Here is a 19,007-nt window from a genome sequence, read left to right as displayed (position 1 = left end):
GATGCACGAGGGCGAGGGTGGGCGAGGCGTATGGATGTGATGCCACTGCTGTTGCTGGTGGCCGGGAGTGCCGCTGTTGCCGCGGCCGCTCGGCGGTCGCCCGTGCCGGCGCCGCTGCTGCTGGTCACCGTCGGCCTCCTCGTGTCGTACCTGCCGGGCGTGCCCGAGTACACCCTCGACCCGCACATCGTCCTGCCGCTGGTGCTGCCCCCGCTGCTGCACAGCGCGGCGACGGACAGTTCGTATCTCGATCTGCGGGCTCAGATGCGTCCCGTGATGCTGCTGTCGGTCGGGTACGTGCTGTTCGCGACCTTCGCCGTCGGCTGGATCGCGTATCTCGTCGTGCCCGGGCTGCCGCTGACCGCGGCGCTGGTGCTGGGCGCGGTGGTGGCGCCGCCGGACGCGGTCGCCGCGACGGCGGTCGCGCGCCAGGTGGGGCTGCCGTCCCGGATCACCACGATCCTCCAGGGCGAGTCCCTGGTGAACGACGCCACCGCGATCACCGCCTATCGCGTGGCGCTCGCGGCCGCCGTCGGTGAGGGTGCCACCTGGGCCGGCGGCGTGGGCGAGTTCCTGCTCGCGGCGTTCGGCGGCATCGGCATGGGCCTGGTGCTGATGGTGCCGATCCACTGGCTGCGCACGCACGTGAAGGAGGCGCTGCTGCAGAACACCCTCTCGCTCCTGATCCCGTTCGTCGCGTACGCGGCCGCCGAGCAGGTGCACGCCTCCGGAGTGCTGGCGGTCGTGGTCGTGGCGCTGTACCTGGGACACCGCGCGTGGGAGGTCGACTTCGCCACCCGGCTCCAGGAGGAGGCCGTGTGGAAGATGGTCGCGTTCGTACTGGAGTCGGCGGTGTTCGCCCTGATCGGACTGCAACTGCCGGTGGTGCTCAAGGGCCTTGGCGAGTACGAGGGCAGCCGCGCCGCCTGGTACGCGTTCGCCGTCTTCGCGGTGGTCGTCGCCTCGCGCTTCGTGTGGGTCTACCCGGCGACCTTCCTGCCGCGCATGCTGTCGGCGCGGATCCGCAAACGCGAGGCGAATCCGACCTGGAAGGGCGCGTTCGTCATCTCCTGGGCCGGCATGCGAGGCGTGGTGTCGCTGGCCATCGCCTTCTCGATCCCGCTCACGATGCACGGCGGCGAGCCGTTCCCCGAGCGCAACCTCATCCTCTTCCTGACCTTCACGACGGTCATCGGCACGCTGGTCGTCCAGGGCGTGACCCTGCCGTCGCTGATCCGCCTGCTGAAACTCCCCGGCCGTGACGTCCAGGCCGAGACCCTCGCGGAGGCCAACGCCCAGGCGCAGGCCTCCCGCGCCGCCGAACGACGTCTGGAGGAACTCCTCTCCGACGACCGCAACGCCCTCCCCGAGGCCCTCGCAGACCGTCTGCGGGCCGTCCTGGAACGCCGCCGCAACTCCGTCTGGGAACGCCTCGGCCAGGCCAACCCCATCACCGGCGAGTCCGTCGACGACACCTACCGCCGCCTGTCCCGCGAGGTGATCGGCACCGAACGAGAGGTGTTCGTGAAACTACGGGACGGCCGCTTCATCGACGACGAGATGCTGCGGACCATGCTGCGCAGGCTGGATCTGGAGGAGGCGACGGCCTATCGCGAGGCAGGCTGAGCGCCGAACGGAGCCCCGGTGACGACGGCGGCGACCGTCGCCCCACGGACAAAGGCCCCCTCCTCCACCAACACCACAAGCCCATACAGCAACTTGGCGACATAGAGACGCTCGACAGCCACCCCATGCCGCTCCTCGAAATCGTCGGCAAAGGCGTCGAGCTCAGCAGTCGTACGGGCAAACCCCCCGAAGTGGAACCGCTCGTCAAGCCACCAATCGCCCCGCGGCCCTCCGAACGCCTCCGCCTGCAGCCCCCGTACCTCATCACCCAGAAAGCCACCCTTGAGTACGGGCACACCCAAGGCGCGCTGCCCGGGCCCCAGCCCGGCGGCCAGCCCCGCCAGCGTCCCGCCCGTCCCACAGGCGACGGCGACCACGTCGGCCTGCCCCCGCAACTCCTCCCCGAGCGCTCGGCACCCCCGTACGGCAAGGGCATTACTCCCGCCCTCCGGCACGACGTACGCCCCCTCCGCACCCGCCGCACGCAGAATGCCCGCCAACGTCTCCGGCTCGGCCTTGCGGCGATAAGTCGCTCTGTCGATGAAATGCAGCCGCATGCCGTCGGCCACACACCGCTCCAATGACGGATTGAGGCGCCGCTCACCGAGCTCCTGGCCCCGCACCACACCAACCGTGCTCAGCCCGAGCAGCCGCCCCGCGGCAGCGGTGGCGCGCAAATGGTTGGAGTAGGCGCCACCGAAGGTCACCACCGCGCGCCCGCCCGCCGCCACCAGATTCGGCACAAGCTTGCGCCACTTGTTGCCGACCAATTCCGGATGGATCAGATCGTCCCGCTTGAGAACCAGCCGAACACCGCCCCGCCCGAACCGCGCGTCCACAACCTCCTGCACCGGCGAGGGAAGCCGGGGCCGCAGATCGGTCACGAAGTCGAGGTGGTTCACCAGGCCATTGTCGCCCGGCCGGCAGCAGGGGGCAGCGACGGGCCGCCGCAGGCATCCCGCCCTAGGACAACCGCTCCCGGATCCGCGCCCGCATCGACGCCATGGTGAACCCCCGAGGATCCACCTTCCCGGGCTGCCACTCCAGATGCCCGATCACCGACCGCTCCGTCCACCCGTGATGACGGCACACAGCCGCCGACACCCGCTCGATCGCCTCCAGCTGAGCCGCCGGCCAGGGATCCTGTCCGTCGCCCAGGTTCTCGCACTCGAAGCCGTAGAAGTGCCGGTTGCCGTCGGTGTTGGCCTCGTTGTCGGCAGGCAGCGCGCTCTCGGCGATGACCGCGCGGAGGACGTCGTCGTCACCGAGCCCGGCATGGTTGGCGCGGCCGTAACCGACCAGATGGACCCGTCCGTCCTTCGTGATGACGCCGTGGCACAGCGGCCCGGGCAGTCCCTCGTAGCCCTTGCGGCAGAGCTCCACGGTGTGCGCGCTGCCCTTGGTCACCGTGTGGTGGATCATCACGCCGTGGACGGGACCCCACGGCCCCACGTGGTTGCGGTTGTGGTGCTCCCAGTCGCCGACCTCGACGACGGTCGCGCCCTCCGCCCGAAGTCTCTCCAGGAATCTGCTCGCGGACATGGGTGAGGCCATGACCGCCCCCTTCGCGCCGTGCGCCGACCGCCCACCGCGGCCGTCTCGTATCGGTGCTTTACCGAAAACAGCCCCAAGCGACTCCTCGAATCGCACGGCGTACGAGTCGTTTTGGCCAACCACAGCGACGACACTCGTGGACAAGGTTCCTCTATTTGCCCAACGGACCGTGATCCATTCCCGCTCTTTCGGGTAATAGCACCAGCACCCTCAGTGATGGAAGGCTCGGTCGCGGAGATCGCGATGCGTGGCGCCAGACAGGCGCCGGTGCACGACCGGGAGGGCAATTCCTTATGTCGGTAGGCGAAGAGGTCCGCACTGAGCAGGGCAAGCCGCAGCAGAGTCTCGGCACGGCGGCCGCGCGGAACCTGGCCACCACGACCAAGTCCGCACCCCAGATGCAGGAGATCAGCTCCCGCTGGCTGCTGCGCATGCTGCCATGGGTGAACGTGCAGGGCGGCACGTACCGGGTGAACCGCCGTCTGACCTACGCCGTCGGCGACGGCCGTGTCACGTTCGTGAAGACCGGGGACCGCGTCGAGGTCATCCCCGCCGAACTGCGCGAACTGCCGGCCCTGCGGTCGTACGAGGACGAGGACGTGCTCGGCGAGCTCGCCCAGCGCTGCCAGCAGCGGGAGTTCACGGCGGGGTCCGTGATCGCCTCGTTCGGCAGCCAGACCGACGAGGTCTTCCTGCTGGCGCACGGCAGGGTGGAGAAGCTCGGCACCGGTCCCTACGGGGAGGACGAGTCCCTCGGCGTCCTCGCCGACGGCGCCTACCTCGGCGACCAGGCGCTGCTCGACTCCGACGCCATCTGGGAGTACACGGTCCGTGCCGCCACCGCGTGCACGGTGCTCGTCCTGCCCCGCCAGGACGTCGAGCAGGTCGCGGAGCGCGCGGAATCCCTCAGCCGGCACCTCGAGCAGCTGCGGGCGATCCCCGCGCAGCGCACCAACAAGTACGGCGAGAAGGAGGTCGACCTCGCGGCCGGCCACAGCGGTGAGCCGGACATCCCGCACACCTTCGTCGACTACGAGGCCCGGCCCCGTGAGTACGAACTGAGCATCGCCCAGACCGTGCTGCGCATCCACTCACGCGTGGCCGACCTCTACAACCAGCCGATGAACCAGACGGAGCAGCAGCTGCGCCTGACCGTGGAGGCCCTGAAGGAGCGGCAGGAGCACGAGCTCATCAACAACCGCGAGTTCGGGCTGCTCAACAACTGCGAGTACGACCAGCGGCTCCAGCCGCACGACGGCGTGCCCAGCCCCGACGACATGGACGAGCTGCTGTGCCGGCGGCGCGGCACCAAGCTGTTCCTCGCCCACCCGCGCGCGATCTCCGCGTTCGGTCGTGAGCTGAACAAGCGCGGCCTGGTCCCCGAGACCATCGAGATGGCCGGCAACCGCATCCCCACCTGGCGCGGCGTGCCGATCTTCCCGTGCAACAAGATCCCGGTCAGCGACGCCCGTACGACCTCGATCATCGCCATGCGTACGGGGGAGGGGGAGCAGGGCGTCATCGGGCTGCAGCAGGCGGGCATCCCGGACGAGATCGAGCCGAGCCTGTCCTGCCGGTTCATGGGCATCAACGAACAGGCCATCATCAAGTACCTGGTGACGGCCTACTACTCGGCAGCGGTCCTGGTGCCGGACGCCCTCGGTGTGCTGGAGAACGTCGAGATCGGGCGCTGGCGGTGACCTTTGCCGCCACGACGCCGTGTCCCGCGCTCTCCGTGTGGGTAGACCCTCGGCGTAGGCGCCCAGCCGTAGCGGAAGGGCCACCGTCCGCCGACTCTCCGAGGCGATGCCATGGGTGAGTTCATGACGGAGACGCAGCAACGCCCCGCCGGGGCGGGGCCGTCCACCGAGACGCTCGAAAGGCAAGGGCCCATCGCGACCGAGACGGACGCCGGGGCGGGCCCGCTCGACGGGCCCGAGGCGGGGGTGATCCTGGAGCGCGCCCGGGCGTCGGTCGACCCCGAACTGCGCGCCGCCATCGAGTCGTTGCCGCCTTCCCTCCGCCGGATCGCGCTGTACCACTTCGGCTGGCAGCACCCGGACGGCACCCCGGCAGCGGGCAACGCCGGCAAGGCGATCCGGCCCGCGCTCGTCCTCACCGCGGCCGCCGCAGTCGGCGGACCGAGGGCGCGGGCGGCCGCCGTACGGGCGGCGGTGGCGGTGGAGCTGGTCCACAACTTCACGTTGTTGCACGACGACGTGATGGACCGGGACACCACCCGTCGGCACCGGCCCACCGCCTGGACCGTGTTCGGCGACGCCGACGCGATCCTCGCGGGGGACGCCCTCCAGGCGCTGGCCCTGCGGCTGCTCGCCGAGGATCCGCATCCGGCGTCCGCCGCCGCGGCGGCCCGGCTCGCGGACTGCGTCGTCGAACTGTGCGCCGGCCAGCAGGCGGACACGGCGATGGAGAAGCGGGACCCCGGCGAGGTCGGCCTGGACGAGGTGCTCGCCATGGCCGAGGCCAAGACCGGCGCGCTGCTGGGATGTGCCTGTGCCCTGGGCGCGCTGTACGCGAGCGCGGCGGAGGAGGACGTGGCGGCGCTGGACGCGTTCGGCCGTGAGGCCGGGCTCGCCTTCCAGCTCATCGACGACGTGATCGGTATATGGGGCGACCCGAGCCACACCGGCAAGCCGGCCGGTGCGGACCTCGCCGCCCGCAAGAAGTCCCTGCCGGTCGTCGCCGCGCTGACCTCGGGCGGTCCGGCGGCGGCGGAGCTGGCCGCGCTGTACGAAGTGCCGTACGACAAGGAGGACCTGCAGCTGACTGCGCTCGCCGTCGAGCGGGCCGGTGGCCGCGACTGGGCGCAGACCCAGGCCGCGGAGCGGATGGCACGCGCCATGCAGGAGCTGGCCCGTGCGGTGCCCGACCCGGAGGAGGCGGGCGGACTGCTGGCGCTGGCCGAGTTCGTGACCCGGCGCAGCAATTGAGGACCGCGGCAGCCGGCGGCCGTACTGGTCGAGGTCGCGGCGGCCGACGGTGGTGATGACCCCGGAGCTCTCGGGGCCGTACGGTTCCTGACCCCGTACGGCCGCCGAGCGGCTCCGGACCGGTGGGTCCCGCACATCCCCACGGTGTGCGGGGCCCGCCTCTGCGTACCGGGTCCGGGTCCCCTTCAATCGCGTCACCGGTCAACCGGGTTGCTGTGCAGCGGCCGTATCTCGACAAACTCGGCCCGCGGACCGCACGCCGGCTCACATCGCCCTACGATCAAGGCCGGTTGACGCGAAGGGGCGGGTGGAGATGGGCGTGGCGATCCGGACGGCGGGCGAGGCGGACCGGGAGTCGGTGGTCCGGCTGCTGGACGCGGCCTTCCAGGACGATCCGGTCAGCGGCTGGGTGTTCCCGGGCGAGGAATACCGCCGTACGACCCACCAAAGGCTCATGGCCGCGTTCACCGACATCGTGCTGGCCCACGGCCGAATAGACCTCACCGAGGACGGCACGGCGTGCGCGCTGTGGATGTCCGTACCGGCCGTCGAGCACGACGAGGACGACGACGGGCCCGCCCTGCTGCGCCAGGACGTCGACCCGGACAACGAGCGTGTCGAGATGATCGGCCGTCTGACGGCCCGGATCCATCCCGCGGGCCGTGCCCACGAATACCTGTGGATGATCGCCGCGGCACCCGGGCGCCAGGGCGAGGGGCTCGGCACCGCGCTCATCAACGCCGTGCTCGACCGCTGCGACCAGGAGGGCCTGCCCGCGTATCTGGAGGCGAGCAGTGACCGCAGCAGGCAGCTGTACGAGCGTCTCGGCTTCGAGCTCAAGGGCCGTCCCCTCGACCTCCCGGACGGTCCGCGGATGTGGCCGATGTGGCGCGAGCCGCGCGGCTGAGCCGCCGGCAGCCCCGACCTACCCCTCGGGACCCTCGGGCACGATCGTCGCCACGATCCGCTCGACCAGCCCGTCCGGCACGCCGACCCCGGGCAGAACCCCGTCCAGCACGTCGGGCAGGGTCAGGTGCTCCAGGAGCAGCCCGAGGACCGCGAGATAGAGCACGGTGACGACCTCGTCGCCGCCGGGCAGTCCGGCGTTGCGGTGGAACTCCAGGGCCTCGTCCAGGTCGCCGCGCACCGACTTGGTGAAGGAGGAGCGCAGTCCGGGGCGCCGCTGGGCCTCCAGGCGCATCTCCAGCAGGGCCAGATAGCCCGTTCTGTCGCCGGTCGCGCGGGCCATCAGGTCGTGCATGAAGGCGGCGACCAGGGAACGGTCCTTCGGCCGGGTCATCAGCCCGGCGATCACCTGAGGGTCGGGCGCGAGCCGCACGTGCAGCCGGGCGTCGATCTGGCGGAGCAGGTCGTCGCGCCCGGTGAAGTAGTTGGAGGCGGTGCCGACCGGCACCCCGGCCTCGGTGTCCACCGCGCGGAACGTCAGCCCGCGTGCCCCCTCGCGGGCGAGCACCTCGACGCCCGCGTCGACGAGTGCGGCCCGGCGCTCCGGATTGCCCGCCATTCGGAATCCCCTCTCCCACTTTCCCCCGGTCACGGAAATGGCCTTGCAACCACTACAACCGAAGTACTACAACTGAAGCACTACAACCGGAGTGGTTGTCCGACACCTTACGAAAAGAGACCGGCTTGCGAAAGCTCACGTACTTCATCGCCTGTTCGATCGACGGGTTCATCGGAGACCCGAGCGGCGATGCGACCTCGATGTACACCTTCGTCGACGAGGAGTTCCTGGAGTTCCTCAAGACGGAGCACCCGGAGACCGTGTCGACCCCCGCCCGTCGCGCCCTCGGGTTCGACGACCTGCCCAACCGACGGTTCGACACGGTGATCCAGGGCCGCAGCAGCTACGACCTGGCACTGAAGGAGGGCATCACCAGCCCCTACGCCCAGATGCGCCAGTACGTCGCCTCGCGCACGCTGACCGAGTCACCCGACCCGCAGGTCGAGATCGTCTCGGACGACGTGGTCGGCAAGGTCCGCGAACTGAAGGCCGAGGACGGCGAGTTCGGCATCTACCTGTGCGGCGGAGCGCAGCTGGCCGGCGCGCTGCTCGACGAGATCGACGAGCTCGTCATCAAGACGTACCCCATCGTGTACGGCACGGGTATGCCGATGTTCGGATCGGACTTCGCCGTCACGGAGTTCACCCTCGGCGAGACGCGCACGTTCGGCAACGGCGCCGTGGTTCGTACGTACAGCAGGAAGCGCTGAGCCCTCTCCCGCCCTACTCTGAGGACATGGGCAGCCAAGAGCACCACTGTCCCGACTGCGGACAGCCCGTTGAGACGGTCGTCCGGCGCCACAAGACGCTGGGCGCCTGGGTCCCCACCTGGGTGGCGGGCCCGTGCCACAACCCCGAGTGCGGGGCGTACGCCGAGGCAGGCGCCGAGCACGAGGAGAAGCACGAGCAGCCGGACACTCCCGGCACACCCACCGTGGACACCACCGTGAAACCCACCGCGAAAAATTCCTGAGCCCCCTGTCGAGAATCCCGGCCCGGCTCCGACGTCCCCTGTGAGAGCCGCCCGCCAAGGGCGGCCCGAGCCGACGGAAGCAGAAGGAGCGGACTGATGAAGTACCTGGTCATGGTGCAGGGCACGCAGGCGGACTACGAGGCGATGCAGGGCAAGGGGTCCGCGGGCTCCGTGGCCTGGACCCAGGAGGACGTCCAGGCGATGTACGCCTTCATGGGGGCCCTCAACAACGACCTCGCCGAGAGCGGCGAGATGGTCGACGGACAGGGACTGACCGCGCCTGCCAAGGGCCGGCACGTCACCCTGGGCGACGACGGCAAGGCAGTGATCACCGACGGCCCGTACAGCGAGACCAAGGAGCTGCTGGCCGGCTACTGGGTGCTGGACTGCCCGAGCCTGGAGCGGGTCACGGAGATCGCCGAGCGCGTCCTGCAGTGCCCCCAGCCCGCCGGGGCCCCCGTGTACCCGGTGGTGATCCGGCCCATCGACGACGGGTCCGGGGACGTCGGCTGAGACATCGGCCGAGCCGTAGGTGAGCGCCACATCCGAGACCGAGGACCTGCTGCGCCGACACGCGCCGCAGGTCCTCGGCGCGCTGGTACGGCGCTACGGCCACTTCGACAGCGCCGAGGAAGCCGTGCAGGAGGCCCTGCTCGCGGCGGCCGAGCAGTGGCCGCGGGCCGGCGTCCCGGACAACCCGCGCGGCTGGCTGATCAAGGTCGGGGCGCGGCGGCTCACCGACGCGCTGCGTGCGGAGCAGTCGCGCCGGGCCCGGGAGGACAAGGCCGCGGCGCTGATGCCGAGGGATGCCTTCACGGCCCCGCCGCCGGGAGCGGACCGGGCGCCCCGCGAGGACGACACCCTCACCCTGCTCTTCCTGTGCTGCCACCCGGACCTGACCCCGCCCGCCCAGATCGCCCTCACCCTGCGTGCCGTCGGCGGTCTGACCACGGCGGAGATCGCCCGCGCGTACCTGGTCCCCGAGGCGACCATGGCCCAGCGCATCAGCCGGGCCAAGCAGAAGGTCCGCGGGGTGCGCTTCGGCCGGCCCGACAACTGGGAGAACCGCCTGCCCGCGGTCCTGCAGACCCTGTACCTGATCTTCAACGAGGGCTACACGGCGACCTCGGGCACGAGCCTGCTGCGGCGCGAACTCGCCGGTGAGGCGATCCGGCTGACCCGCGCGGTCCACCGCCTCCTCCCCGACCACGGCGAGGTGGCCGGCCTGCTCGCGCTGATGCTGCTCACCGACGCCCGCCGCGACGCGCGAACCGGCCCGCACGGCGAGCTCGTCCCCCTCGACGAACAGGACCGCAGCCGCTGGGACAAGGCCGCGATCGACGAGGGGGTCGCCCTGGTCACCCGCGCCCTGTCCCGGGGCCCCGCCGGCCCGTACCAGCTGCGTGCCGCCATCGCCGCCGTCCACGACGAGGCGCCCTCCGCCCCGGAGACCGACTGGCAGGAGATCCTCGGCCTCTACGACGTCCTGGTGCGCCTCGTCCCCGGGCCCGTCGAGCGTCTCAACCGCGCGGTCGCCGTCGCCATGGCCCAGGGCCCGCGCGCCGGGCTGGCCGAACTGGCCGCGCTGGAGGACGAGCTGGGTGCCGGGCACCGCCTGGACGCGGTCCGCGGCCACCTCCTGGAGCGGGCCGGCGCCCACGACGAGGCCCGCGCCGCCTACGAGGCCGCGGCAGCCAAGACGCTGAGCCTGCCGGAACAGCGCTATTTGCACGCGCGGGCGGCACGGCTGAAGCCGTAACCTCGCCGCATGCCCGAACACACGTACATCCTCCACATCACCGAACGCCCCCTCTGGGACGAGGCCCGCGCGCGGGGCACGTACGAGATGTCGACACGTGGTCGCACGCTTCGGGACGAGGGCTTCATCCACTGCTCGACCCGCGCCCAGCTCCCCGGCGTGGCCGGCTTCCTGTACGGCTCCTACGACGGCCCCGACGAACTGGTGGTCCTGGTCGTGGACCCGGCCCGGCTCGACGTGCCGCTCAAGTACGAGGCGCCGGAGCCGGGCGGCGAGGAGTTCCCGCATGTGTACGGGCCCATTCCGGTGAACGCGGTGGTGGATGTGGAGCCGTGGGGGTGACGGGCCGCCGCACATTATGGCGATGGGTCGTGGCGGCGTGGGTGGTCCTCGTGGCCGTCGCGGGAGGGCTGACGCTGTGGCTGCAGGACTCGGCCGAGCCACCGGGGCCGTACGGCCGGGAGGAGGCCGGTCCCACGCCGACGCTCCCGGAAGGCCGGGAGACGCCCTGCCCGACCCCCGAGCCCTACCAGGGCGGCTGGATTCAACACCTCTGCGTCTTCACGACGCGCTAGAGCCGCTCAGTCCGCCCGTCTCCGGGTCCCGCCCCGTCAGGCAGTACGTGCCGCCCGCCGGATCGCGCATCACCGTCCAGTGGGCGCCCTCGGCGACGAAGCCCGCGCCCAGTTCCTCGTGCCGGGCGCGGACCGCCGCGATGTCCGCGCAGGCGAGGTCCAGGTGGGCGGAGGCCCGGGGTTCCTCACCGAGCCGCCCTTCGCCGCCCCGCTCCTCGCCGAGACGCTGGAGCAGGATGCGGACGGGCAGCCCGGACGGTGGCTTGAGCACATGGAACTCGGAGCGGGAGCCGGGCGCCGACTCCCAGCCGTCCAACAGGGCGCTCCAGAAGGCGACTTCGGATGCGTACCGCGACGGCGGTACGTCGACGCAGACCTGGTCGAGCCGGCTGCCGTGCACCACGGGCGGCCGCACCGACTCCCCGTGCCAGGGCACGGCACAGAACAACTGCCCGGCGGGCGACCGCAGTACGGCCCACCCGTCGTGCTCGGCGGCGACACCCGCCCCCACCGCGAGCGCCGACGCCACGAATCCGGGTACGTCGTCCACGGCAAAGTCGAGATGCGCGCCGCCGGAGCCCGAGTCGACCCCCTGGACCTTCACGCAGGGGTCGGCCCCGCCGCCCGGCACCAGGGTCACGAACTCGCCCTGCTCGCCTCGGAATTCGGACAGCCGGGTGTCCGTCACCGCAGTCCAGAAGGTGTGCGCCCGGGTGAAGGACGCGACGGGGCGGTCGACGAAGGCGTAGGTCCAGCGGATGCTCATGGGGCGATCGTAGATCCGCAGGGGTGGCCGCGGCCCGCGGCGGCCGTACGGCGCACTCGAGCGCGCTCAAGCTTCACCACGCGGGCTTTGCAGGACCCTTGCCAACCGCGCGCCGGCTCCTGGGACACGCTTTGCCGTCGGTTCTCCGTGAATTGGTCCGGGCTTGTTTGCATTGGGGAATGGACCACATCACGTTCCTGGTGGTGGTCGTCATCGTGACGGCCCTCGCTTTCGACTTCACCAATGGATTCCACGACACGGCGAACGCGATGGCCACGTCCATCGCCACGGGGGCGCTCAAACCAAGGATGGCCGTGCTCATCAGCGGCGTCCTGAACGTCGTCGGTGCCTTCCTGTCCACCGAGGTCGCCAAGACGATTTCCGACGGCATCGTGGACGACGCACTCGTCAGCCCCGGCATGATCTTCGCGGGTCTGGTCGGGGCGATCCTGTGGAATCTCCTCACCTGGCTGGTCGGGCTGCCGTCCAGTTCGTCGCATGCACTGTTCGGTGGACTGATCGGGGCCGTCTGGGTGGGTGCGGGGTCGCACGGCGTGCACTTCGACAAGGTTGTCGAGAAGGTACTGATCCCCGCCGTCGCCTCGCCGCTCGTGGCGGGGATCGCGGCGCTGCTGGCCACGTACCTGGCGTACAGGCTCACTGCTCGAGCCCGCAAGCAGACCGTCACCAAGGGCTTCCGGGTCGGCCAGATCGCCTCGGCCTCGCTCGTCTCCCTCGCCCACGGCACCAACGACGCGCAGAAGACGATGGGCGTCATCACGCTGACCCTGATCTCGGCGGGCGCCCTGGGGCATGACGCGGGCCCGCCGGTGTGGGTGATCGCCTCGGCCGGTCTGGCCATCGGCCTCGGCACCTACCTCGGCGGCTGGCGGATCATCCGCACGATGGGCAAGGGCCTGACCGAGATCCAGTCCCCGCAGGGATTCGCCGCCGAGACGGCCTCCACGACGGTGATCCTCACCTCGGCCCACCTGGGCTTTGCCCTGTCCACCACGCAGGTCGCCTCGGGCAGCATCCTCGGCGCGGGCCTGGGCCGCCGGCTGGCGGAGGTCCGCTGGGGCGTGGCCGGGCGCATGGTCGTGGCCTGGCTGGTCACCCTGCCCGCCGCCGCGCTGGTCGGCGGCGTCTCGGCGGGCGTGGTCAAGCACGGCGGCAACCTCGGTACGGCCGTGGTCGCGCTGGTCGGCGCGGCCGTCGCCGCCGGGATCGTGTTCATCTCCCGCCGCAACCCGGTGTCCGCGCACAACGTCAACGACACCCACGAGGTCACCGTCCGCGGCACGGAGCCGACCAAGGTCGGCGCGGCCGCCTGAGACAGCGACCCGACTGAGACAAGGGAGTTCACATCATGAGCCTCGACTGGACCGCACTCGGCCAGGTCGCCGCGGTGAGCCTCGCCGTCACCGTGGCCGTGGTCGCCGTCTTCGCCCTCGGCGTGCTGGGCCTGGCCCGCTCCGAAGGGGCACGCGAGGAAGGCGGCGGCACGTCCACGCCGGGCCTCACGCAGGCCGGGCTGTGCTTCGTCGCGTGCGCCGCGGTGGTGGCGTACGGGATCTTTCTGATCGTGCCCCAGTTCCACTGACCAGGCGCGGACGGACGGTTGAAGGGGCCCGGCCCGACGTTGCGCCGGCCGGGCCCCTCAGAGTCGCTCGTACACCGTCACCCGTCGCCCGCGGACCTGTACGTCCGCCACCACCTTGAAGTGCTTCTTCAGCACGGCGGTCTTGGCCTGGTCACGCTTCCCCGTCAGTGGCCGCGCCACCTCGGACGCGTCGGTGAGCAGAAGTATCCGCCGCTGGGCCAGCATCGCGGCCCGTATCCGGTCCGGACCGGCCTCCTCGCCCTTCAACGTCCCCGACGCCACAGGGCCTTCCGCCAGCGCGACGTCCCGCAGCCCGGCGAAGTCGTCGGGGGAGACCAGCGCGGCGTCGCGTCGGGCGGCCGGTATGTAGACCACGGCGTCCCCGGCGTGCTTCAGCCGGTGTACGTCCGCCGCCACCGCCAGGACGTCGTCCACACGGCTCTCCGGGGACCGCTTGGCCAGCGACTGCGGCAGCAGCGCGACGACGGCCGCCGTGACCGCGACCGGTACGAGCCACGGCGCCGCTCTCGGGAACCGCGGCCGGGCCGCCCGTACGGCCGTGCCGAGTGCCGAGCCGATCAGCAGGGCCAGTCCCAGCATGCTGAACAGCACGTAGCGGTCCAGGAAGAGGGGCTTGGCCAGGGAGAGCCCGATGAGGGCGAGTTGCGGTACGGCCAGCAGGGGCAGCCCGACGGGCGCCACCGACAGCCGTCCCGCGCGCGGCCGGTCCAGCAGGGCCCCGAGCCCGCCGATCGCCAGCAGGACGGCGGGCCCGATCAGCATGTGCCAGGTCAGCGGCGGTATCCAGGAGACCTGAGCGGACTGGCGCCGGCTGAACAGGATCAACGGCAGCACCGCGGCCACGGCCACGGTCGCGGCCGTCGCCCAGCGCATCCAGGTCCCGCGCCGGGCGCGCGTCCACAGCAGGGTCGCCAGGTGCGCCGGCAGGATCAGCAACGACAGCCAGTTCAGCAGCCCGCACACCGCGACCGTGCCGCCGTACGCGACCCAGTGCACCGCTCGGCCGCGCCTTTCGAGGACGGTCACCAGCAGCAGGGTCGAGATGCCGGCACCGGCCGCGACCAGCGCGTACGGACGGCCCTCCTGGAGATAGAACTGCACGGCCGGAAGAAGCCCGAACGCCAGCCCTCCCGCCAGGCCCGCCCAGGCCCCGGCGAGCCGATGGCCGATGGCCGTCACACAGGCCGCCGCCACCGCCAGGGCCAGCACGGAGGGCAGCCGCAGGGTCGTGGTGCCCGCCCCGAACCCTTGGAAGAGGCCGTGCATCAGCAGGTAGTAGAGGCCGTGCACGGAGTCGACGTTGCCCAGCATGTGCCAGATGTCGCCGACGGGCCGGCGGGCCACCTGCCAGGTCGCGGCCTCGTCCCGCCACAGACTGTCCTGCCGGGACAGCCCCCACAGCCCGAGGGCAAGGGTCCACAGCAGTGGGATCGGCCAGAGATGCGGGCGGCGGGGCAGGGGGTATCTCCCAGGGGATCGACATTCCGTCCGGCGGGAGACGGACCGCCGGATGATGTGATCTCCACTCGCCCGCTGTCGCAGAGCACCCCGGACAACGCCTCGGCCACGCGGGCCGAGACGGGAGCCGAGTGCTGCTGACCTTCCCCCGTGGGCCCACCCGCCAGGGTGTTCGACCTCCGGGTGGACGTTCCAGAACCTACGGGACGTCGACGATGCCCGGCCACCGTTTACCGCGTGAACACAATCACCGCGAATTCAGGGAACCCTGGGCCCGGGTCGAGCAGGGGCGTCCGCGCATCTGCGAGAAGGCGCAGTGCCCTGACAGACCAGGCGGGCGGCGGTGCCAGACGTTGCGGGGCGGGCCACCAGTTGACCGGAAGTCCACGGAGACCAAAGTCTGCCGAGAAGGCCGGAATTGGATGGACACGGTCGGTACGGTGACCGATGATCTCCGGCATGATCCGTGCCGCCACCGTGAACGACGTCGCGACGATCCGCGCGATGATCCGTGAACTCGCCGCATACGAACGGGCCGTTGAGCAGGTTCGGGCGACCGAGGAGCAGCTTCGCGAGGCGCTGTTCGGAGAGCATCCCGCCGCCTTCGTACTGATCGCCGAGGACGACGAGACGGGTGAGGCCGTCGGGTTTGCCCTGTGGTTCCCGCTTTTCTCGACGTGGACCGGCACGCGCGGCATGCACCTGGAGGATCTCTACGTATGTCCGTCCGCCCGTGGCGGTGGACACGGCAAGGCTCTGCTCGCATCACTGGCAGCGATCTGTGAACGCAGAGGCTACGAGCGCTTCGAATGGTGGGTCCTTGCCTGGAACGAGCCGACGATCGACTTCTACAAGTCCCTAGACGTGGAGTTCCTGGACGAGTGGAGGATTTGCCGGCTGAGCGGTGAGCCCCTGAGGGACCTCGCTGCCCGGGTCCCGGCCGTTCTCCACCGGACCTCGGCCTCGTAGGACGGCTTCATGCGGCCTCCTGTCACAGCAGTGATCGAAGCCCACGGCGCCCTGCAACGGCTCGCGGCCGGACTCACCGACGAGCAGGTCACCGAGGCATCCGGACTTCCAGGCTGGTCACGCGGCCACGTCCTGGCGCATCTCACCGACAACGCGAGAATGTTCGCCCGTCTCGCGGAGCACGCGCTGCGTGGTGAGCTCGTGGCGGGCTACGACGGCGGGATGGCCGAGCGGAACGCGATCATCGAGGCCACAGCGGGGCGCAGTGCCGCCGAGCACCGCGCGGCACTCGTCGCACACATGGCCGCGCTTGAAGCAGCCTGGGCGCGCGCCGACGACATGGACTGGAGCCGTCCGGTCACGTTCCGCAACGCGAACCTGGCCGCCACCGTATTCGCGCGCTGGCGCGAGGCATGGATCCACATGGTCGACCTCGACGTCGACGTACTGCCGGACGACTGGCCCGAGGACCTGGCCGCGCACGCAATCGGCTTCCTCCTCGGCCGCCTTCCGGCAGGCACACACCTCCACGCCGAGGACGCGCGACGCCAGTGGTCCGTCGGCGGCGGGCCGCCGGGCACGGTGGTCACCGGACGCGTACGCGACCTGGCGGCCTGGCTGGCCGGACGCACGCCCACCGTCTCACCGGTGGCCGCCGAGGGGCTGCCCGCTCTCGGACCCTGGCCGCCGCACCCGCCGCAGCGACCGGACCGTGCGTGACGTCCTCCCGGAGAGGGAGTTCACTCATGCCGAAGGGGCCCGCCCGGCGAACCGGTCGGACCCCTTCAGGTCGGAAGAACGACGAAAGAGCCTTGAGTCAGGCCTTCTTCGTCTCCCAGAAGATCTTGTCGATCTGGGCGATGTAGTCCAGAGCCTTCTGACCCGTCGCCGGGTCGGTCGAGCCCTTGGCGGCCGAGAGGGCCTTCAGGGCGTCGTTGACCAGCTGGTGCAGCTCCGGGTACTTCTCGAAGTGCGGCGGCTTGAAGTAGTCGCTCCAGAGCACCGAGACGTGGTGCTTGGCGAGCTCGGCACGCTGCTCCTTGATGACGGTGGCGCGCGCCTGGAAGTGCGGGTCGTCGTTGGCGGCCATCTTCTCCTGCACGGCCTTCACCGACTCCGCCTCGATGCGGGCCTGGGCCGGGTCGTACACGCCACAGGGCAGGTCGCAGTGCGCACTGACCTTGACCTTGGGGGCAAACAGGCGGGAAAGCATGGAGCATTCCTTCCTCGTGATCGTCTTCTCAGGTGGGACATTACTCCCTGCAAGACAGGTTTTCGCGAGTGCCCCCATGGGCTTAGGACAAAAGTCCAGGGTCAGACTGAGACTGGTGGAGGACCGTACCGGGGAGGTGCCGGGGATGCCGGAGTTGTCGCAGGAGACCGAGCGCGGGCAGGCTGCGCAGCCCTTCGGATGGGCCGAGGTGACCGGGCCGTCGATGGTGCCCACGCTGCACAACGGCGATCTGCTCGTCGTGTCGCACCGGGGCCGGATCAGGCCCGGTGACGTCGTCGTCCTGCGTCATCCCTTCCAGCAGGACCTGCTGGTCGTCAAGCGCGCCGCGGAACGCCGCGAGGGCGGCTGGTGGGTCCTCGGGGACAACGCGTACGCCGGTGGCGACAGCACCGACTACGGAGTCGTGCCGGACGAGCTGATTCTGGGCAAGGTGCGGCTGCGGTACCGGCCGCGCAAGGCGGATCAGCGCTCGCCGTTCGCGCTGGCACGCTGGGCGCTGTCGGCCGTACGGCCCGTATTCGCCGACCGGTCGGCCTCCAGGCGCTTGCGGGCGCGGTAGGCGGCCACGTTGGCGCGGGTCGCGCAGCGGTCCGAGCAGTAGCGCCGGGAGCGGTTGGTGGAGGTGTCCAGGTAGGCGTTGCGGCACGGGGCCGCCTCGCACAGGCCCAGACGGTCCACGCCGTACTCGGTCAGGTGGAAGGCCAGGCCCATCGACGCAATGGCCGCGAAGCCCGCGGTCGCGTTCGACGGGTGGTCCGCGAGGTGCATGTGCCACAGGGGGCGGCCGTCGTCGTCGCGGAAGTCGTGGCCGGAGATCTGCGGGCTCACCGGGAACTCCAGCAGGAGGGAGTTCAGCAGGTCGACGGCCAGGGTCTCGTCGCCGGTGTCCGCCGCCGCGAAGACCGAGCGCAGCCGGGCCCGGACCGCGCGGAACCGCGTGACGTCGGCGTCGGTGGCGCGGCGGGCCGCCGACTGGTTGCCGCCGAACAGGTCGCGGACGGCCTCGACCGAGGTCAGTGAGTCCTTCCCCCGGGCCGGGTCCTCGCTGTTGACGAGTCGTACGGCGTAGTCCGAGTAATAGGCCAGTTCCACTTGTAGTCCTTACGGAGGCGTTCTATCGTCGTGGTGCGGTCGGGTAATAACTGATCGTGCTTCCAGGGTATTACGTGACATGCGCGATGGAGGGTTCGATGACGGACACGGACATCACCACGACCGGTGCCGACTGGGCCGCCTGGCAGGAGAGCTGGGACCGGCAGCAGGAGTGGTACATGCCCGACCGCGAGGAACGCTTCCGGATCATGCTCGACATGATCGAGGCCCTCGTCGGCCCCGCCCCACGCGTGCTCGACCTCGCGTGCGGCACGGGAAGTATCACGGCCCGGCTGCTCAAGCGGTTCCCGGAGGCCACCAGCACCGGCGTCGACCTCGACCCGGCGCTCCTCGCCATCGCCGAGGGCACCTTCGCGGCCGACGAGCGGGTCTCCCTGGTGACGGCCGACCTCAAGGACCCGGAGTGGCCGGCGAGGCTGCCGTACGACTCGTACGACGCCGTCCTGACCGCTACGGCCCTGCACTGGCTGCACCGTGAACCCCTCGCGGCCCTCTACGGTCAGGTCGCGGAGCTCGTCCGCGACGGCGGTGTCTTCATGAACGCGGACCACATGATCGACGACTCGACGCCCCGCATCAATGCCGCCGAGCGGGCCCTGCGTCACGCCCGCATGGATCAGGCCAAGGCGGACGGCGCCCTCGACTGGGCCGAGTGGTGGCAGCTGGCGGCGAAGGACCCGGTCCTCGCCGAACCGACGGCCCGCCGCTTCGAGATCTACGGCGAGCACGCCGAGGGCGACATGCCGTCCGTCGAGTGGCACGCGCGCGTACTGCGCGAGAAGGGCTTCGGGGAGGCCCGGCCGGTGTGGTGCTCGCCCTCGGACACGCTGCTGCTGGCTCTCAAGCAGCGCGGCCCCGCAGCATGACGGAGGGGCGGTAC

23 protein-coding genes are annotated in these 19,007 nt (G+C 70.8%); 16 read left to right on the top strand and 7 right to left on the bottom strand.

The features are described 5' to 3' along the window. Positions 1–30 precede the first annotated feature (30 nt). Positions 31–1,626: a Na+/H+ antiporter gene (locus OG331_RS18100; RefSeq protein WP_406197397.1), complete on the top strand. Its 1,596-nt coding sequence runs from the start codon at positions 31–33 to the stop codon at positions 1,624–1,626. On the opposite strand, the gene OG331_RS18095 is transcribed toward OG331_RS18100, so the two are convergent. Both OG331_RS18095 and OG331_RS18090 read right to left on the bottom strand, forming a co-directional pair. Next, entirely contained in the window at positions 1,608–2,528 is a 921-nt protein-coding gene (locus OG331_RS18095) for a 1-aminocyclopropane-1-carboxylate deaminase/D-cysteine desulfhydrase (RefSeq protein WP_406197394.1), read from the bottom strand. The two genes, OG331_RS18100 and OG331_RS18095, sit on opposite strands and share 19 nt — an antisense overlap. A 61-nt stretch (positions 2,529–2,589) precedes the next feature. Then, entirely contained in the window at positions 2,590–3,180 is a 591-nt protein-coding gene (locus OG331_RS18090; protein ID WP_328879382.1) for an N-acetylmuramoyl-L-alanine amidase, read from the bottom strand. 293 nt (positions 3,181–3,473) lie between these two features. Here OG331_RS18090 and OG331_RS18085 point away from each other — a divergent pair, with 293 nt between their 5' ends. The 3 genes from OG331_RS18085 to OG331_RS18075 all read left to right on the top strand — a co-directional run bounded on the left by OG331_RS18085 (position 3,474) and on the right by OG331_RS18075 (position 7,038). Continuing rightward, on the top strand, positions 3,474–4,880 hold the full coding sequence (locus tag OG331_RS18085) for a family 2B encapsulin nanocompartment shell protein (protein ID WP_406197392.1): 1,407 nt from the start codon (positions 3,474–3,476) through the stop codon (positions 4,878–4,880). Positions 4,881–5,003: 123 nt separating this feature from the next. Beyond that, positions 5,004–6,131 carry a family 2 encapsulin nanocompartment cargo protein polyprenyl transferase gene (locus OG331_RS18080; RefSeq protein WP_406197389.1) on the top strand — a complete coding sequence of 376 codons (1,128 nt, stop codon included), beginning with the start codon at positions 5,004–5,006 and terminating at the stop codon, positions 6,129–6,131. A 313-nt stretch (positions 6,132–6,444) separates the two neighbouring features. Beyond that, positions 6,445–7,038, top strand: coding sequence for a GNAT family N-acetyltransferase (locus tag OG331_RS18075; protein WP_363035354.1), 594 nt, complete (start codon positions 6,445–6,447; stop codon positions 7,036–7,038). A gap of 18 nt (positions 7,039–7,056) precedes the next feature. Here OG331_RS18075 and OG331_RS18070 read toward each other — a convergent pair whose 3' ends face one another. Continuing rightward, complete coding sequence (locus OG331_RS18070) at positions 7,057–7,656, bottom strand: TetR/AcrR family transcriptional regulator (protein WP_406197387.1); 600 nt, start codon at positions 7,654–7,656, stop codon at positions 7,057–7,059. A 125-nt stretch (positions 7,657–7,781) separates the two neighbouring features. Between OG331_RS18070 and OG331_RS18065 the strand changes: the two genes are divergently transcribed. From OG331_RS18065 to OG331_RS18040, 6 genes are all read left to right on the top strand, one after another. Beyond that, complete coding sequence (locus OG331_RS18065) at positions 7,782–8,366, top strand: dihydrofolate reductase family protein (protein WP_406197384.1); 585 nt, start codon at positions 7,782–7,784, stop codon at positions 8,364–8,366. 26 nt (positions 8,367–8,392) lie between these two features. Next, positions 8,393–8,629 (top strand): hypothetical protein, encoded by a 237-nt coding sequence (locus tag OG331_RS18060; RefSeq protein ID WP_406197382.1) that lies wholly within the window; start codon positions 8,393–8,395, stop codon positions 8,627–8,629. A gap of 96 nt (positions 8,630–8,725) precedes the next feature. Further along, on the top strand, positions 8,726–9,142 hold the full coding sequence (locus OG331_RS18055) for a YciI family protein (RefSeq protein ID WP_406197380.1): 417 nt from the start codon (positions 8,726–8,728) through the stop codon (positions 9,140–9,142). A 19-nt stretch (positions 9,143–9,161) separates the two neighbouring features. Next, on the top strand, positions 9,162–10,388 hold the full coding sequence (locus OG331_RS18050) for an RNA polymerase sigma factor (protein WP_406197378.1): 1,227 nt from the start codon (positions 9,162–9,164) through the stop codon (positions 10,386–10,388). Between the two features lie 9 nt (positions 10,389–10,397). Beyond that, complete coding sequence (locus OG331_RS18045) at positions 10,398–10,730, top strand: DUF952 domain-containing protein (RefSeq protein WP_406197376.1); 333 nt, start codon at positions 10,398–10,400, stop codon at positions 10,728–10,730. A 29-nt stretch (positions 10,731–10,759) separates the two neighbouring features. Then, a complete protein-coding gene (locus OG331_RS18040) occupies positions 10,760–10,963 on the top strand; it encodes a hypothetical protein (RefSeq protein ID WP_406197374.1) in 204 nt (67 codons plus the stop codon). Here OG331_RS18040 and OG331_RS18035 read toward each other — a convergent pair. Continuing rightward, positions 10,950–11,729: a VOC family protein gene (locus OG331_RS18035; protein WP_406197372.1), complete on the bottom strand. Its 780-nt coding sequence runs from the start codon at positions 11,727–11,729 to the stop codon at positions 10,950–10,952. The two genes, OG331_RS18040 and OG331_RS18035, sit on opposite strands and share 14 nt — an antisense overlap. Positions 11,730–11,908: 179 nt before the next feature. Between OG331_RS18035 and OG331_RS18030 the strand changes: the two genes are divergently transcribed. Together OG331_RS18030 and OG331_RS18025 are read left to right on the top strand one after the other, a co-directional pair. Beyond that, positions 11,909–13,063: an anion permease gene (locus OG331_RS18030; protein WP_406197370.1), complete on the top strand. Its 1,155-nt coding sequence runs from the start codon at positions 11,909–11,911 to the stop codon at positions 13,061–13,063. 35 nt (positions 13,064–13,098) lie between these two features. Next, positions 13,099–13,332 (top strand): hypothetical protein, encoded by a 234-nt coding sequence (locus OG331_RS18025; RefSeq protein ID WP_406197368.1) that lies wholly within the window; start codon positions 13,099–13,101, stop codon positions 13,330–13,332. 57 nt (positions 13,333–13,389) lie between these two features. Here OG331_RS18025 and OG331_RS18020 read toward each other — a convergent pair whose 3' ends face one another. Further along, positions 13,390–14,697 carry a hypothetical protein gene (locus OG331_RS18020; RefSeq protein ID WP_406197366.1) on the bottom strand — a complete coding sequence of 436 codons (1,308 nt, stop codon included), beginning with the start codon at positions 14,695–14,697 and terminating at the stop codon, positions 13,390–13,392. Positions 14,698–15,270: 573 nt separating this feature from the next. Here OG331_RS18020 and OG331_RS18015 point away from each other — a divergent pair. After that, on the top strand, positions 15,271–15,780 hold the full coding sequence (locus tag OG331_RS18015) for a GNAT family N-acetyltransferase (protein ID WP_406197363.1): 510 nt from the start codon (positions 15,271–15,273) through the stop codon (positions 15,778–15,780). Positions 15,781–15,789: 9 nt separating this feature from the next. Beyond that, positions 15,790–16,500: a maleylpyruvate isomerase family mycothiol-dependent enzyme gene (locus OG331_RS18010; protein WP_406197360.1), complete on the top strand. Its 711-nt coding sequence runs from the start codon at positions 15,790–15,792 to the stop codon at positions 16,498–16,500. 97 nt (positions 16,501–16,597) lie between these two features. Here OG331_RS18010 and sodN read toward each other — a convergent pair whose 3' ends face one another. Further along, complete coding sequence (gene sodN / locus OG331_RS18005) at positions 16,598–16,993, bottom strand: superoxide dismutase, Ni (protein ID WP_007491258.1); 396 nt, start codon at positions 16,991–16,993, stop codon at positions 16,598–16,600. Positions 16,994–17,138: 145 nt separating this feature from the next. On the opposite strand from sodN, the gene sodX reads away from it, so the two are divergent. Then, on the top strand, positions 17,139–17,573 hold the full coding sequence (gene sodX, locus OG331_RS18000) for a nickel-type superoxide dismutase maturation protease (protein ID WP_406210089.1): 435 nt from the start codon (positions 17,139–17,141) through the stop codon (positions 17,571–17,573). On the opposite strand, the gene OG331_RS17995 is transcribed toward sodX, so the two are convergent. Continuing rightward, on the bottom strand, positions 17,477–18,106 hold the full coding sequence (locus tag OG331_RS17995) for a CGNR zinc finger domain-containing protein (RefSeq protein ID WP_328423533.1): 630 nt from the start codon (positions 18,104–18,106) through the stop codon (positions 17,477–17,479). The genes sodX and OG331_RS17995 overlap by 97 nt on opposite strands. A 98-nt stretch (positions 18,107–18,204) precedes the next feature. Between OG331_RS17995 and OG331_RS17990 the strand changes: the two genes are divergently transcribed. After that, positions 18,205–18,993: a class I SAM-dependent methyltransferase gene (locus tag OG331_RS17990; RefSeq protein WP_406197356.1), complete on the top strand. Its 789-nt coding sequence runs from the start codon at positions 18,205–18,207 to the stop codon at positions 18,991–18,993. Positions 18,994–19,007: the final 14 nt, after the last annotated feature.

The sequence above is a fragment of the Streptomyces sp. NBC_01017 genome (assembly GCF_045162795.1).
Lineage (GTDB): Bacteria > Actinomycetota > Actinomycetes > Streptomycetales > Streptomycetaceae > Streptomyces > Streptomyces machairae.
The sequence above is the reverse complement of the archived record's forward strand: the minus strand, read 5'-3'. Positions and strand labels throughout refer to the sequence as shown.